Annotated in this window: 9 protein-coding genes and 1 pseudogene; 3 read left to right on the top strand and 7 right to left on the bottom strand. The window is 58.7% G+C overall.

Annotated elements, in window-relative coordinates; genetic code table 11:
• The first annotated feature begins 11 nt into the window (after nucleotides 1–11).
• Nucleotides 12–650, top strand: coding sequence for a response regulator transcription factor (locus C0V76_RS00045; protein WP_101940327.1), 639 nt, complete (start codon nucleotides 12–14; stop codon nucleotides 648–650).
• Nucleotides 651–714: 64 nt separating this feature from the next.
• Nucleotides 715–6138, top strand: coding sequence for an OmpA family protein (locus C0V76_RS00040; RefSeq protein WP_143707309.1), 5424 nt, complete (start codon nucleotides 715–717; stop codon nucleotides 6136–6138).
• A gap of 161 nt (nucleotides 6139–6299) precedes the next feature.
• On the opposite strand, the pseudogene C0V76_RS20410 reads toward C0V76_RS00040, so the two are convergent.
• The 3 genes and pseudogenes from C0V76_RS20410 to C0V76_RS00025 form a co-directional block, all read right to left on the bottom strand.
• Nucleotides 6300–7704, bottom strand: a pseudogene (locus C0V76_RS20410) (PLP-dependent aminotransferase family protein).
• Nucleotides 7705–7837: 133 nt separating this feature from the next.
• On the bottom strand, nucleotides 7838–8119 hold the full coding sequence (locus C0V76_RS00030; protein WP_101940325.1) for a hypothetical protein: 282 nt from the start codon (nucleotides 8117–8119) through the stop codon (nucleotides 7838–7840).
• Nucleotides 8120–8142: 23 nt separating this feature from the next.
• Nucleotides 8143–9003, bottom strand: coding sequence for an SPFH domain-containing protein (locus tag C0V76_RS00025; RefSeq protein WP_158239092.1), 861 nt, complete (start codon nucleotides 9001–9003; stop codon nucleotides 8143–8145).
• Between the two features lie 261 nt (nucleotides 9004–9264).
• Between C0V76_RS00025 and C0V76_RS00020 the strand changes: the two genes are divergently transcribed.
• Nucleotides 9265–9717 carry an Hsp20 family protein gene (locus C0V76_RS00020; protein ID WP_101940323.1) on the top strand — a complete coding sequence of 151 codons (453 nt, stop codon included), beginning with the start codon at nucleotides 9265–9267 and terminating at the stop codon, nucleotides 9715–9717.
• Nucleotides 9718–9942: 225 nt separating this feature from the next.
• Here C0V76_RS00020 and C0V76_RS00015 read toward each other — a convergent pair whose 3' ends face one another.
• The 4 genes from C0V76_RS00015 to C0V76_RS19445 form a co-directional block, all read right to left on the bottom strand.
• Entirely contained in the window at nucleotides 9943–10500 is a 558-nt protein-coding gene (locus tag C0V76_RS00015) for a LysE family translocator (protein ID WP_158239091.1), read from the bottom strand.
• A gap of 663 nt (nucleotides 10501–11163) precedes the next feature.
• A complete protein-coding gene (locus C0V76_RS00005) occupies nucleotides 11164–11853 on the bottom strand; it encodes a restriction endonuclease (protein WP_158239090.1) in 690 nt (229 codons plus the stop codon).
• Nucleotides 11854–12120: 267 nt separating this feature from the next.
• Entirely contained in the window at nucleotides 12121–12471 is a 351-nt protein-coding gene (locus C0V76_RS19450; protein ID WP_143707308.1) for a flagellar protein FlhE, read from the bottom strand.
• Between the two features lie 168 nt (nucleotides 12472–12639).
• Entirely contained in the window at nucleotides 12640–13263 is a 624-nt protein-coding gene (locus C0V76_RS19445) for a hypothetical protein (protein WP_143707307.1), read from the bottom strand.
• Between the last annotated feature and the right edge of the window lie 587 nt (nucleotides 13264–13850).

The following is a 13850-nucleotide window of genomic DNA, read 5'->3' as shown; positions in this document are numbered from 1 at the left end:
AATCCACAACAATGGCCGCCCCCATCAAGGTGTTGATTGCCGAGGACCACGCTCTGCTGGTTGATGCCCTGCGAATGCTGCTGGGCACACAGGCCGACATGCACTGTGTGGGCGTTGCGCGCGACGGCGAGCAGGCCCTGTCCATGGCCAGAACGCTGCAACCGGACATCTTGCTGCTCGACATCGGATTGCCTCGGCTGGATGGTTTGTCCGTGGTAGAAGGCTTGCGACATGCCGGAGCCAAGGTCAAGGTGCTGATTGTCACTGCCCGGCTGGACCCGCAGTCCATCCGCGCAGCCCTGGGCTTTGGCGCTGCCGGCTACCTGCCCAAGGACGAAGACAGTGACGAGCTACTGCTCGCCATCCGGCGTGTGGCCGAAGGCCGACGCTATATCAGCGCTGCCATCGCCCAGCTCTTCCTCCCCGAAGCGCCGGTCAATACGCACGGCAACAAACTCACCGCCAGTGAAAGCACCGTACTGCAACTGGTGGGCGAAGGGCTGACCAGCAAGGAAATCAGCCGCCGACTGGATATCAGCGAGGCCACCGCGCGCAAACACCGCGAAAACATCCGGCGCAAGCTCGGCATCCGCAACAGCGCGGAAATGGCGGCCTACGCCATTCGCACGCAAGCCCCTTTGCGGGATTAATCGGCCGCTTTTTTGCGATCGGCATACGCCCAAGTGCGTATGAGCCCGAGGCGAAGCTAAGCACTTGGGCGAATTGTGGTTGGCAAACCCTCACTCCTACGATGTGACCATTCGTATCCATGGCATACCGACTTGCAAGCCGCAGCTGCACTTGGGGTTGCCCTTTGAAGTAGTTCCGAATGCAATTTTTGGGGGCGTTATGGTCGATATCACTTTCCTGAAGCGAAATGAGCTTGCCAAATTGGGCTTTGATGCCGCCGATAGCGCAAAACTGATTGACCTACGCGTACGATTTGGCACCTTAGTCAGCTCCGATATGATCGAGCGGCTGACGAACACGCTCTCCGCCAATGGGGTCAAAGCCCTCAAAGCAGCCATGCGCGATCCGAGCCCAGTGCGCGCGCAGGAGCCGCTGCCTAGCTTAATTCTGACGCTGATCCCCAACCCGCCCATGCGCTCCGCGCCTGGGATGACGCTGACCATCAGACTGCGGCGACACGTCGACGACGAAGATTTCGAGGCGCCAATCCCCTTCACCCTAGGCGGCGAGACGCGCTTACCCATCATGGATGTGAACCTCGCGCATCTCATCTCCTATCAGGTGAAAACCGCGGTGGGTGAGATCGTCGCCGAGCGGGTTCTGGCTCCCGTGGAGAGCCGTGGTGAACTGCGCGGCACGGCTTGGGTCGCAACACCGCCGCTGGTGGAGGGCGAGACGGCGGTGGTCAAATCTGGAGTGCTCACTGCGCGCCTGTTTGTCGACACGTTGCGCCCCGCAGCCACCCCACCCAAACCCGCAACCCCTGCGCCGCTGTTCGCACGCAGTGGCAAGTTCGTGGTGATCGGCCAGCCGAATTTCGGCTTTACCGGCTATGCGCTGAGCGCAGCTTTGGCGACCCCTGCTCTGCTTTCGGCCATCGCGGACACCCTTGATACCTCAGGTGGCAACACCGCCGCTCAGGCACGCTTTGCCCCGACCGACGCGCGCTTCGGCGCGCTGCTGGCAGCGCTGCCGCTGGTTGCCGGCGAAATCGACTACGCGGGCGGCTTTCGTTTGCGCCAGGAGGGCTCGAGCTTGACAGGGATCGAGGGTTGGGTCTGGGTACTCACAGGCCCGGACGCCGTTGTGGGCTTTCGCCCCGATGCGACGCCCGCCCAACCTGCACCAGAGGCCCTCATCTTTCTGAACGCAGACCTCGCACAACAGCCGAGCAACGGTCTGCCCACGGATGCGACCGAAGCCAGCCTGTTGGCGCGCCCCGATCTGTTCTCTGACGATCCGGGCTCCAGTTGCCGCCCCTTTTCGAGTCCTGGCCGCATCCTGGGGGAAAAGCGGTTTCGCACGGTTCTGCGGGTGACCCAGCCGCAAGTCGCACGCGCTGGTCTGACCCCGATTTCCTTCGAGGACCAAAGCCAGCGCCCCGTCGAGTTTCCAAGGCGCGGCGTCGATCCCAACAATCCGATCGAATACGAAGTCGATCCCTCACGATTTCAGGCGCAGAGCGTGGCATTTGGTCATGTGATTGAACATGTCGTGCGCTACCGCTCCAACGGCTACTCTCTGGGTAATGTGGCCCATAGCCTGACCTTGGCCCCGCGGGAGAAGCGGCGGGTCATGAAGGTTGAGTTCAGCCGCATCGACAAGGGGAGCCGCGACGAAGACACGCAGTCCGCCGACGAGGTCAAGGACGGCCTCGATTCCCAGCACTCGTACGATGATGTTGTCTCGGGCGCGCTCAACGAGTGGAGCCGAGGCTCCTCGTCAGCCATGGCTGGCGGCTTTGGCGCTGGAGTGGGGGCACTTTTGGGGCCCGTGGTGCTTGGGGGGGGGGTGTCGGGTGGCGGGTCGCAATCTGACGCGAGCCAGCAGAGCCATCGCGACACCATGGCCCGCGAAAGCCAGAACCTGCGCGACTCGATCCGCCGTTATGGCGAAAGCCTGCGCAAGCTGGAAAGCACGGTCGTGACCGAGACGAGCCAGAGCGAGACTGTGACAGGTACGAGCGAGGTGGTGCAGAACATCAACTACACGCGCGCGCTCTCGATCGTCTACTACGAGATCCTGCGTCACCTGCGCGTGGACACCGAGGTGGGGGCTGTCAGCGAGTGCCTCTTTGTACCGATGCCGGTCCTTCCCTTCACCGATGAACGGATCGCGCGCCACCGCAAGATCCTCAGCCGTTTTGCCCGTGGCACGTGGGAGAAGTCCGTCTTCCACAACCTCGATGACATCCAGCGCGACTTCGTGGGCAGCGATGTGCCCCGTGGGTTTCAGGCAGATCATCCCCTCACGTATCTGTCAGGTAGCCTGACGATCAAGATGAGCATCGAGATGCCCGCGGGCGGCACAGCCACGGGGCCGGCCACGACCTATCCCGATGGCCAACTGCTCCAGACCTCAGCGCAGCTTGAAACCGCGTGGCAACCCTTTGCAGACCTGATCCCGATGCCCGTTCCGATCCTGGCCACGACACTCGCGAGTCTGCGGACGCGGCCGCAAGACGCTGAGCGGCTGTTTCGCACCCAGATCGCGCCCACCATGGCCCGTGGGGTACTGGACAAGCTGACCCTGTCTGCGGGCCAAGCCATTGAGGCGATCGATTTCACGCTTGCCTCCAGCTACGTTCGCGGCCAACCCCTGCGGGTGGACTTTGATGTGACACTCGACGGCACGCTCACGCGGCGCCAGCTGGAGCACATGATTCTGCGTCTCGACCCCAAAGCGAAACTGCCGAAAGGCTCATGGGTCAACCTGACGGGTGCCACGATCAACTTTGCAACGCGGCACTACAAGGGCAGCCAGAGCGCCTCGGGCAGCACGCGCGATCTGATCGACCCGGTGACGGGCGTGCCCCATACTACCGGCGCGCAGATCGACCTGTTGTGCACCGACACCGACAACCTGGATCTGCAGAAGCATCTGCGTGAGGGATACCAAAAACTCAAGCAGGCGCTGGCCGCCAATCCCTTTCGCTATCACAAGGCAATCTGGAAGGGGATCGACCGCGACGAGCTCTACGCGCTGCTGGATGGCTATGCGATCTCACCCACAGACGGGCGGTCCATTGCATCAGTGATCGACCCCACACCGCTGGGCATTCTTGGCAACAGCCTCGTCTTTGCAACGCGCACCACCTGGCCGCTCGACGAGAGTGTCAAGACCTTTGCCGATCTCAAGGCGCGCTATACCTCAGGTTCGCCCGTGGCCGATCCGATCCGCATCAGCCTGCCAACCTCGGGGCTCTATGCCCGCGCGCACATGGACGAATGCATCGCCGCCGAAGAGCACAACGGCAGCTTTGACTGGGTGTTCGACAGCACCGAACCCGAATTGGCCGACTTTCCCACGGGCATGTTCGCCTCTCGCGCCATGGCTGCACAGGGCCTGTCACCCACCCCCCTACCCGAGACGATCATCAACCTGCAAAACGCGCCGGCAGCCCCTGCGCCGACGGGACTTGCCAGCACGCTGGCGGCGCTCGGCACCGAAGGCTTTCGGGACATCACGGGGCTTGCCGGCACCCAAGAGAACCTGCGCGCGGCCATGGCCAATGCCACGAGCCTTGCCGCGAGCGGCATGAGCCAAGGGGCCAAACTGGCCGAGCTCGCCTCGGACGCGCGCGCGGGCAAGGACATCAACGCCTTGTCCGCTGCCCTCCAGAAGGCCGTGAAAGCGGGCATTTTGCCTGCGGGGAGCGCCACGCAGTCCTTGACCGACATGGCCGCGCGCAAGGGCGGAGGCGGCCAGCCACCCGCCAGCGACCTGCACGAGCGGGCGCTTGAGAGCGATGGTGAGGTCACGCATAGCTCGACCGAGAGCGATGGCACCACCAAGACGACGACCAAGAAAGCGCCCGTGGCAAATCCTGATCCCACAACCGATGTTTTTGTTGTTCCAATCCCCCGTGCAAAGAGTCCGCAGGTTCTCTTCCTCAACTTCGCCACGGCCAAATCTGAGCTGAGGCCCAAACACGTCGAATATCTCCGGCACCTGGCTGCCATCATCGGCGTCAAGGTCGAGGATGTCGTATCCATCGAAGGCCATGCCAGCAATTCTGGCAGCGAGAAGTCGAACGAGGAGATCGGCGAGAAGCGCGCCTTGGCGATCTTTAACGAATTGCACCGACTGGTCAGCCCCCTCGGCGCCAATCCGGACTACACGCCCGACAAACTCAAGAACAGCGGGGAGGTCGGCAGTTTCCGCGGCCAACTCGCCGGTAACGCTGAGATCGACAGGATCAAAGGCGCCGACCACCCCAACGATCCCGTTGAAAAGGCTGTCCTGGTCACCCTGCGCGACGGCGTCGACCTGACGAAGAAGCCCGAGTCCGTCAAGCTTGGCAATGTCGACATCACCTATATGGACAACTACATCTATGTCGGCGACGACACATTCTGCTCAGCGCCAGACGGCACCGTCACCCAGTTCAGCGGCAACACGATGAAGGTGCTGTCGGACAACGAGACCAAGGTGCAGATCGGCGACACGACACTCCATGTGAGCCTCAACTTCCTGAACAACATATCTTTCAGCCTCTTTAGCGGCAACTCCTTCTCTAGCGGCAACATCTCCTTCTCGCCTGACTCAGGGACGGGCACCGTCGGCACGCCCGTCGTGACTCCGCCGCTGGCCGACCAGCTTCGCGATAACTGGATGATCAAACTTTTTGATCCGGAAATCCCAAAGCCGACCTCGATGATGGATGTGCTGACTGATCTCGCAAAAATGATCCTGTCCCTGCCTACCCCGGTGAGTCTGCCTGCCAGCCCACATCCACTTCTCGAGACATTGGTGGACAGCGCAAAGACCCTCGTTGGCAATGGCCCGGCAATGTCGGACTCAGAAAGGGCAGAGGCTCTCGTTGATGTCTTGATCGACGAGCTTGGTCTCGACAAGATGAAGGCGATCCTCGGGATGATCCGTTTTGGCCAAATCACCATGCGCGGGCAGATCAAGGCAGAGGATAGTGCGAACAACTCCTTTGCCACGATTGAAGGCTTGTTCACAGGAACGGGCATCATCGTCGGCGCCACGGGCAGCTCCGTAGTTGCGGGGCAACCCTCACGGGCGGTGATCCTCGATAATGCGTCGTATATGACAAAGGAAAAGCGGACCCTCAATTCGTGGGAGCACTCACGCACCAAACTGCGCGAATTCGCCTACATCGACAACGGTGCGATGAATGTTGTCGGCGCCAGCATGTTCGCTGCAGCGACCCTGACCGGGGCGCTGGAACAGCTCGTCAAGGGTGTAATGCCAGATCTCATAGGTCTGATCGCCGATGCGGCAGTCAGCACGATGAATGACGTGTTGGGTCAGGCTCTCGAAACACTCAATAATTATGGGCCATCGTCAACTGTGCGCTTCACGGCCTTCGAGGGAGACGCAAAGGATCAGATCAAGCGCACCAATGCGGGTTCGTCAGGAATCGAAGGGATACGCATTGTCGCCATAGCCCCCGACCAAATTTCCTTTACAAAGACATGAACGGGGCGGAAGTTACCAGTGGCAAGCCGGGCCACTCTCCAATATTTTCGGCCGCAGCAGGTCTCGCCGCTGCAGATTGTCGCGCGTGCATGCTGACCCCGACCGGAAACTGAGCCAGGACATGGCGCAATCGCCGGGAAGCCCATCCGGCCCGCCGCGTGTCATCGCGTGCGTCGCCGCGCCTCGTCCACCGCCTGCACGAGCAAAGGCACCGCGCTGCGAATCCGCTCAACCGGCACGCCGCCGTAACCGAGATTCATGCCGTGGCGCAGGGTGCTCGCGTTCTGGTAGTACATCGATAGCGGCCGCACGACGAGTCCGCGCGCCATCGCGCCGGACGCCACCACCGTGTCATCCAGCGGCACTCGAAAATGGTAGAGCAGTTGCAAACCCGCATGCCCGCCGGACATTTCCACCGCCCCGCCCAGCCAGCGATCCATCTCCTCGACCAGTACATCACGCCGCTCGCGGTAGATCTGGCGCATGCGGCGGATGTGGGCGCTGAAGTGCCCGTCGGCGATGAACTCCGCGAGCGCGGCCTGCTCGATCAGGCGCCCGCCGCGATACAGCTCCGCATTGCCGATCTGGAATGATCCGGCAAGATCCTCCGGCAACACCATGTATGACAGCCGCAAGCCCGGAAACATGGCTTTGCTGAAGGTGCCCAGATAGATCACGCGCTGCTTGCGGGCCAGCCCGAACAGGGATGCGACGCTGCGATTGTCGTAGCGCTGTTCGTTGTCGTAATCATCCTCGATGATCCAGGCGCCCGTGCTGTCTGCGCCTTCCAGCAGGGCCAGGCGTCGCTCCAGGGAGAGCACCGTACCTGTTGGATACTGGCACGTAGATCAGGCGCGGCGGGGCATTCCAGTCTTCCGGACGTGGTGCCATGCCGCCCTCATCCAGGGGGATCGGCACGGTCTCCAGTCCCGCCGCCCGTAGCACGTTGCGCGCGCCCCAGTAGCCCGGCTCCTCCAGCCACACACGATCACCCTGATCACACAGCATCCGTGCGCACAGGTCCAGCGCCTGGTGTGAGCCGTTGAGGATGAGGATCTGGCGCGGCTCGCAGCGCATCAGGCGGGAAGCGCCGAGATACTCCGCGATGGCGCTTTTGAGGGGGCCGTAACCACTGCCGGCGTAGTCGAGCAAATGCCCCTTGTCTCGCGCCAGGTTCTTTCCGACGAGCCGCTTCCAGGTGGCAAACGGGAAGTGCTCGGTATCCGGCACGCCGGGGATGAAGGCACCACGCTGGATCGTGCTGCTGGCGGCATGGCTGGCGATCTGGTTGCCGCGCCGCGACAAGCCCTCGCGGCGCGTGCCGATCAGGCGTTTCTGATTGGCGAAATGCTCCCTCCCGCTGAGTGCCTCGGATACGAAGGAGCCTGCGCCCGGCCGGCCTTCGAGATAGCCCTCCATGAGCAGCTGCTCGTAGGCGCGCACCACGGTGTTGCGCCCCAGATCCAGTTCGATGCTGAGCTGGCGCGTGGAGGGCAGCTGGTCGCCGCCGCGCAGGCGGCCGTCGAGGATGGCCTGGCGCAGCGCCAGATAGAGGCGGCTATACAGTTGCGGATGGGGTCGGGCGTCTTAGCTGTGGACATGCTGGCTGCTCCGCAAGAAAGCTGTTCAAGATCACGAAAAACTCGATGTGGGCGCACAACCAGCGTAGAGCAGGAAATGCCTTCCGCCGCGGCCCGAACTACAGTTCAAAAACCACGACCAGCAGCCACAGCGCAAGTTGCGCCAGCGGCAGAAGCAATGCCAGCAAGGCCAGGCTCAGGTAATAGCGCTGCGCTGACCAGCATTGGGCCGCGCGGATCAGCAGAAAACTGCTCAAGGCCGTAAGCGGCATCCCGACCAGCCCGGCCAGCATCACGCCCAGCCCGACAAAGGAGCCATTGCCCCGGCTGGCAAGAATGATCAGCCAGGTGACTGCTGCCTGGAAAATCAGCGGGGCGCCAATACCGAAAAGGTAGCGCAAGGGTTCTTCCTGCCGGACGCCGCCTACTTGGCCGCCGGGATGTTGATCAGCGGCGTGCTGCTCATGTTGGCCGGGATCACCACGGTATGGGCCGAGCCTTTCTCGGCGAACTTCGCCAGGGCCTGATTCACTTCGTGCTGCAGGTATTCGCGGGTGAGCGAGCCGGAGATGATGGCCTGGGCCTTGGCGATGCCTTCGGCTTCGGTGATCTTGATCTGGGCTTCGCGCTTGGCGATTTCGGTCTGGATCGTCATGGCTTCGAGGCGCTTCTGGTTGGCCACGGCGGCGCGGATCGATTCTTCGATGGAAGGATCGGTCATCACCGAGCGGATCACCACGCGTGACACGGAGAACACCTTCGGGTCATTGGCTTCGAGCTGGGCCTGCACATTCTTGTGCATGGCCGCGGCGATTTCGTCGCGCTTGGTGTGCAGGATCAGCGAATCGACCCTGGAGACTTCCTCATAGGCCGCGTTGCGCACCAGACGCGAGACCAGACCGTGGGCGGGGAACCACACGCCGCTCTCCTCATCGCGGGTGGACTGGTTGGCGTACTTGGCCTGCAGCTCGGTGATGCCGCCGGGGGCGACGTGGTAGTAAATGGTGATGTCCATGTCGCGCAGGCTGAGGTTGTCCCGCGCCTTGGGCGTGAGGTCCTGCACGTCGATGGCGATTTCCTTGGCGGTGAATTCCTGCACCTTGGAGATAAAGGGCCATTTCATGTAGATACCGGGCGGGATCTCCTCCGGCGAGATCACGCCCAGCGTGGTGCGGATGCCCACGTTGCCGGTGCCGATGGTGCCGAACACGCCACTGAGCGCGAACAGACCGATCAGGATCAGCACCAGAAACCCGCCAACTTTCGACAACCATTGCGCCAGCATGCTGCTCTCCCTGCGTGCTGAATATGATTCGTAAAGCATAAAACCCGGCTCCGCCCAGCACGACGCCAGGCTTTCCAGGCGTGCGGTCGGGCTGCTCTCGCAATGGAAGCACGGCAGGCTTCGGCGAAAGTAAGCCTAAATGGGGATTAATCAGCGTGATTTCAATGACTTGAAATTTACGTCCCGTGCTCGCAGATAGGGAGGGCAGGCGCTCACGGTGAGGCCTGCTCAACCCTTATATCGCTTACGAGGATATGAAAAATGCGTACCTATGATTTCTCCCCGCTGTACCGTTCCGCCATCGGCTTCGATCGCCTGGCCCAGCTCGCCGAAACCGCGCTGCGCACCGAGCAGCCCAGCTACCCGCCCTACAACATCGAGCTGGTGTCGGAAGACAAATACCGCATCAGCATGGCCGTGGCCGGCTTCAGCCGCGATGAGCTGGACGTGGAAACCGAGAAGAACACCCTCAAGATCATCGGCAAGAAGGCTACCGAGCCCGGTGAGCGCACCTTCCTGCACCGTGGCATCGCCGCGCGCGATTTCGAGCAGCGCTTCCAGCTCGCCGACCATGTGAAAGTGGCCGCCGCCAGCTTCGAGAACGGCCTGCTCAATATCGAGCTCGAGCGCGAAATTCCTGAAGCCCACAAACCGCGCAAGATCCTCATCGACGGCGGCGAATCCCTGCCGCTGATCAAGGGCGAAGCCGCGTAAATTCAAAAGTCCGCCCAATACAAAGCCCCCATCCGGAATGACCGGCGGGGGCTTTTGAGTTTTGGGGCTCATCCGGGAACTCGAACGGCGGGCCTTCAGGTGCAGGGCATCGTGAATAGCGCTACCCCCCAACTCAACGCGTGTAGCGAAGTACAACAGATGAACACCAGCAAAGCACCTTGTGCCTGCACCGCACGCGACAAGGATTCGTGGCCGAGCGCACGGCTAGGCCGCATTGCGCTTGGCGGTTGCGAGCAGACCGGCGGCCATAAGAAATACTGCACCGGTAACGCGACTGAAGAGCGTTGCCCTGCGCGGCTGCTGCAGCCAGTGTCGGGCCTTTGCTGCTGTTAGCGCATAGACGGAGAGCCAGAACAGCTCGAAGAAGATAAACGTTAGCCCGAGAACTAGGAACTGCGTTGCCTGAGGTGCGGATGGTTCGATGAACTGCGGGAACAACGCCCCGAAGAACAAGAGCGCCTTAGGGTTGCTTACGCCGACCAGGATGCCGCGAACAAAGAGCGTACGACGGCTGACCTGAGGTTGTGATTCTTCCGGTACTGCAATGTTTGATGCTTTGGAGAGTAAGGACGTGACACCGAGATAGGCAAGGTATGCAGCGCCAAGCCATTTCATAGTTGAGAAGAGTGTCTCGGATGCTGCCAAGACTGTACCAAGACCAAGCATTGACAAGAACATGATGCAAGCGATAGCTAATGTGCTGCCAAGCGAGGCGATCATTGCGTGGCGAGGGCCGTATTGAACGGATGTTGAAATGCACATGAGAACGCTAGGTCCCGGTGTAACGGTCAAGACCAGCACAGCCGCGACATAGAGAAGCCAAATTGAGAGAGTCATTTTTTGTAGGAGGAATGAGAAGTCGTTGCCTATGCGGCCTAACGTTTGACGTGAGGGGCCGCCACAGCGGCGAAGCCACGAAGGGACCCCACAAGCGCAGCTTGTGGGCGGTCCCTCTCGACGGAATGGTTAGGCGCCTGTTCTTGCCCGCGCAGACCCTGAGCCAGTAGTGACAACTTGGTAGCGGCGAGGAAATGCATTCTCATTGATTGCCCCAGCGCCAACGCGGGGGCTCACCCTTAACCCAACAAACCGCAATTAGCACTGCGCTTAAAACCGCTGAGTAGGCAACGAACATTGCGGGGTGGTGTGAGGGCAGGAGGCAGATGGCGCCACCAGCCAGCAAGACAAAGAAGGCGACAAGCACTGCCCAACCTTGCCAAGTGACAGGGAGGCCCCAGCCCCAGCCATACCGCTTCGCAGGAAACCAATGCTTTTGTTCGGATGACATTATTAAGACCTCCTTTTGCATGTACTGCGTTGTGGTGACCATCGTGCGCTACGGACAATCTTCAGGCGCCTAACGTTTGAGTTCAGCGGACGGCAAAAGCGCCAGCTTTTGACGGTCCGCTGGAACGAAGTGTTAGCCTAAAGTTTGTAATTTCTGATCCATTGCAGGACATCCTGAATGTCTTTTAGCTCCATATCCCATCTACTACGTATCTCATTGTTGACATACTGAATGGCGTCGGGCGTGAAGGTTGATGTCGTAGCAATGACTGATTTGTTTGGACCATTTCTAGTTGAGTGGACGCCGTAAACTTCCCTGACAATACCTACATCGACCTTGCTGTCTAAAGCATGCCTTTTGCACTCGATGAAATAACAGGTTTCTAATCCTAGAACATTCCGATGAATCGCGATGACGTCCTTGCCGCCATCGCGAGTTCTCTTTGTTAAAGTGACTTGGTAGCCCTGTGCTCTAAAAATTTCAGCAACTATTTCCTCGAACTCCCTTGGTGTTATTCGATAGATGTGGCTGCTGTCCTCTTGTATAAGCTTTATGAGTTGTGGGATGGTGTTCTTGATCTCTGAAATATCAGTTATCAACCTGCTTTCAGGGACGAATATTTGCTTGGCAGGTGGAAGCCAGATTGGACTCTCGTCAATAAACTCTATTTCTGCGACTTGAGTGATGGTTGCCCCGGTGGATTTCATGGATAAATGATTGAGGACACCTTGCGGATATTCAACTACGTGCAATTCAATTGATATATTTGTTCCGCAATTATCACAGTCAACCTCTAGTTCGCCGAGGTAATAGGTTTCTGGGCCCATGCCTCGTTCCGAACCAGAAATAGGTTCAAGGTCGAACCAATTTGATGGTACAAAATTTGGCGAATTGCATTTCGTGCAATTGAAATCAACATTGTTACTTAGTTGCCACATAGATATCGAATTCCGACGACAGGGGCTAACGTTTGACGTGAGGGGCCGCCGTAGCGGCGAAGCCGCGAAGGGACCGCCCACAAGCACAGCTTGTGGGCGGTCCCTCTCGACGGAATGGTTAGGCGCAAATAAGACCCAATTGGGGTCATATTCAGCCTACGGCTCATAGAAATTTACATTTATTTCCGCTTCTTCGCCAACGAGTGGATGAAAATTTTTATCCCCAAGAACTCGAACTAAGAAGTAGAACGGTTCCGATGGATTTAGGCCAGAAAATTCATTGGCCATTCTCTCTCTTGACTTTGTTGTATCAATGCAATACCCGCTGCTATGGCATAGCTCAACAGAAATGTTGTTTGGGGAATTTCTGTAATTCCAGCGATACATGACGTGCGTTATCTTGGCCTTTGGATTTATGTTTGCTTTTTGTACTGCAATATTTGTGTAGAAATCTTTGTTTGGTGCGTCGATGTTTTTTAGTTTTGCTTTAGAAACATAAAGATTCATGGCTGCGTGTGCATTCCATGAACTAAAAAACAAGGCGAATAATATGATTGAGCGCAGCATACGAAGCCTAACGTTTGACGTGAGGGGCCGCCGTAGCGGCGAAGCCGCGAAGGGAACCAACAAGCGCAGCTTGTGGGCGGTCCCTCTCGACGGAGTGGTTAGGCGGTTTCATCGCTGACTCGGGATGTAACGGCAAGATTCGACTTCTATCTTTTTTAGATTCGCGTGCTCAGCTATTGACTGAAGTGACCGCAGATTTGGGCAGGCATAAAGATCAAGGTGTTGAAGTTCTCTCAATTCCCCGATGCCTGCCAATGATTCGAGTTTACGAGATGTAAGGGACAGGCGTTGAAGGCCCGATAGCTTGCACAGTGAGGAGAGATCTTCGAATGGGAAATTCACGATATTCAAATACCGAAGACTTTGTGCTGAAAGCAGCGCCTCCATGCCCTTAGACCACCGAAGCAATGCTATACGCAGCGAAGGAAAATTTTCTGCATCTAACGTACTTTTCGCGCTGGTTTGCAGCCCCAATACCTCAAGCATATTCAAACAATTAAGTGGTTTTATGTCTTTTACCGCAGAAGAGTAGATCTCGACCGAGCGTAGGCTCTTAAACTGAGATAAAAATCCTAAATCTGCATCGCGAAACCCAACCGACTCACTCAAGCGCACAGCTCTTACATCCCCGACATTCAAGCGAAACGAACACTCGGCATTCCACGAGCCTTTGGGTATAAGAACTCGCCCAATCCCGTGCTCATCATCACGAAGTTCATATGAAGCGGACATTGAATAAAACGCCTAACGTTTGACGTGAGGGGCCGCCGTAGCGGCGAAGCCGCGAAGGGAACCCACAAGCGAAGCTTGTGGGCGGTCCCTCTCGACTGCAGGGTTAGGAGTCATTGCCACCGAACTACATCGCCCACACAAAGCAAGCCCTCTTCACATTGGACTACCTTTTTGGATTGTTCACTGTATGAGGTCAGCTGTCTGCGGGGCGAGCACGAGAAGTTTATTACTGCGTCCGCATCTTTAAAGCCTGCGTTGCCTTTGGCTAGTCGCCCGAATAGCTTAACTGCCCGTTCTTCTAGCTTTTCGGTGGTGTCCGCATCGCTATACTTGCACTCCCCTTGCTTTAACTGGCCGAGGATAGCAAATGGCCTAGGGGGTGAGTTCTTGGTCACCGGTACATCGGCTAAGCTCGGCGATGATGAGACCGCCAAGATAGTTCCAACCATGAACACCAATAAGCCTTGGCAACCGAATTTCACTGGGTACTCCTAACGTTTGACGTGAGGGGCCGCCGTAGCGGCGAAGCCGCGAAGGGAACCCACAAGCGCAGCGTGTGGGCGGTCCCTCTCGACGGAATGGTTAGG

This window comes from Uliginosibacterium sp. TH139, assembly GCF_002855595.1.
In the GTDB taxonomy this organism is placed as follows: Bacteria; Pseudomonadota; Gammaproteobacteria; order Burkholderiales; family Rhodocyclaceae; genus Uliginosibacterium; species Uliginosibacterium aquaticum.
This window is presented reverse-complemented; position numbering and strand designations above follow the sequence as displayed.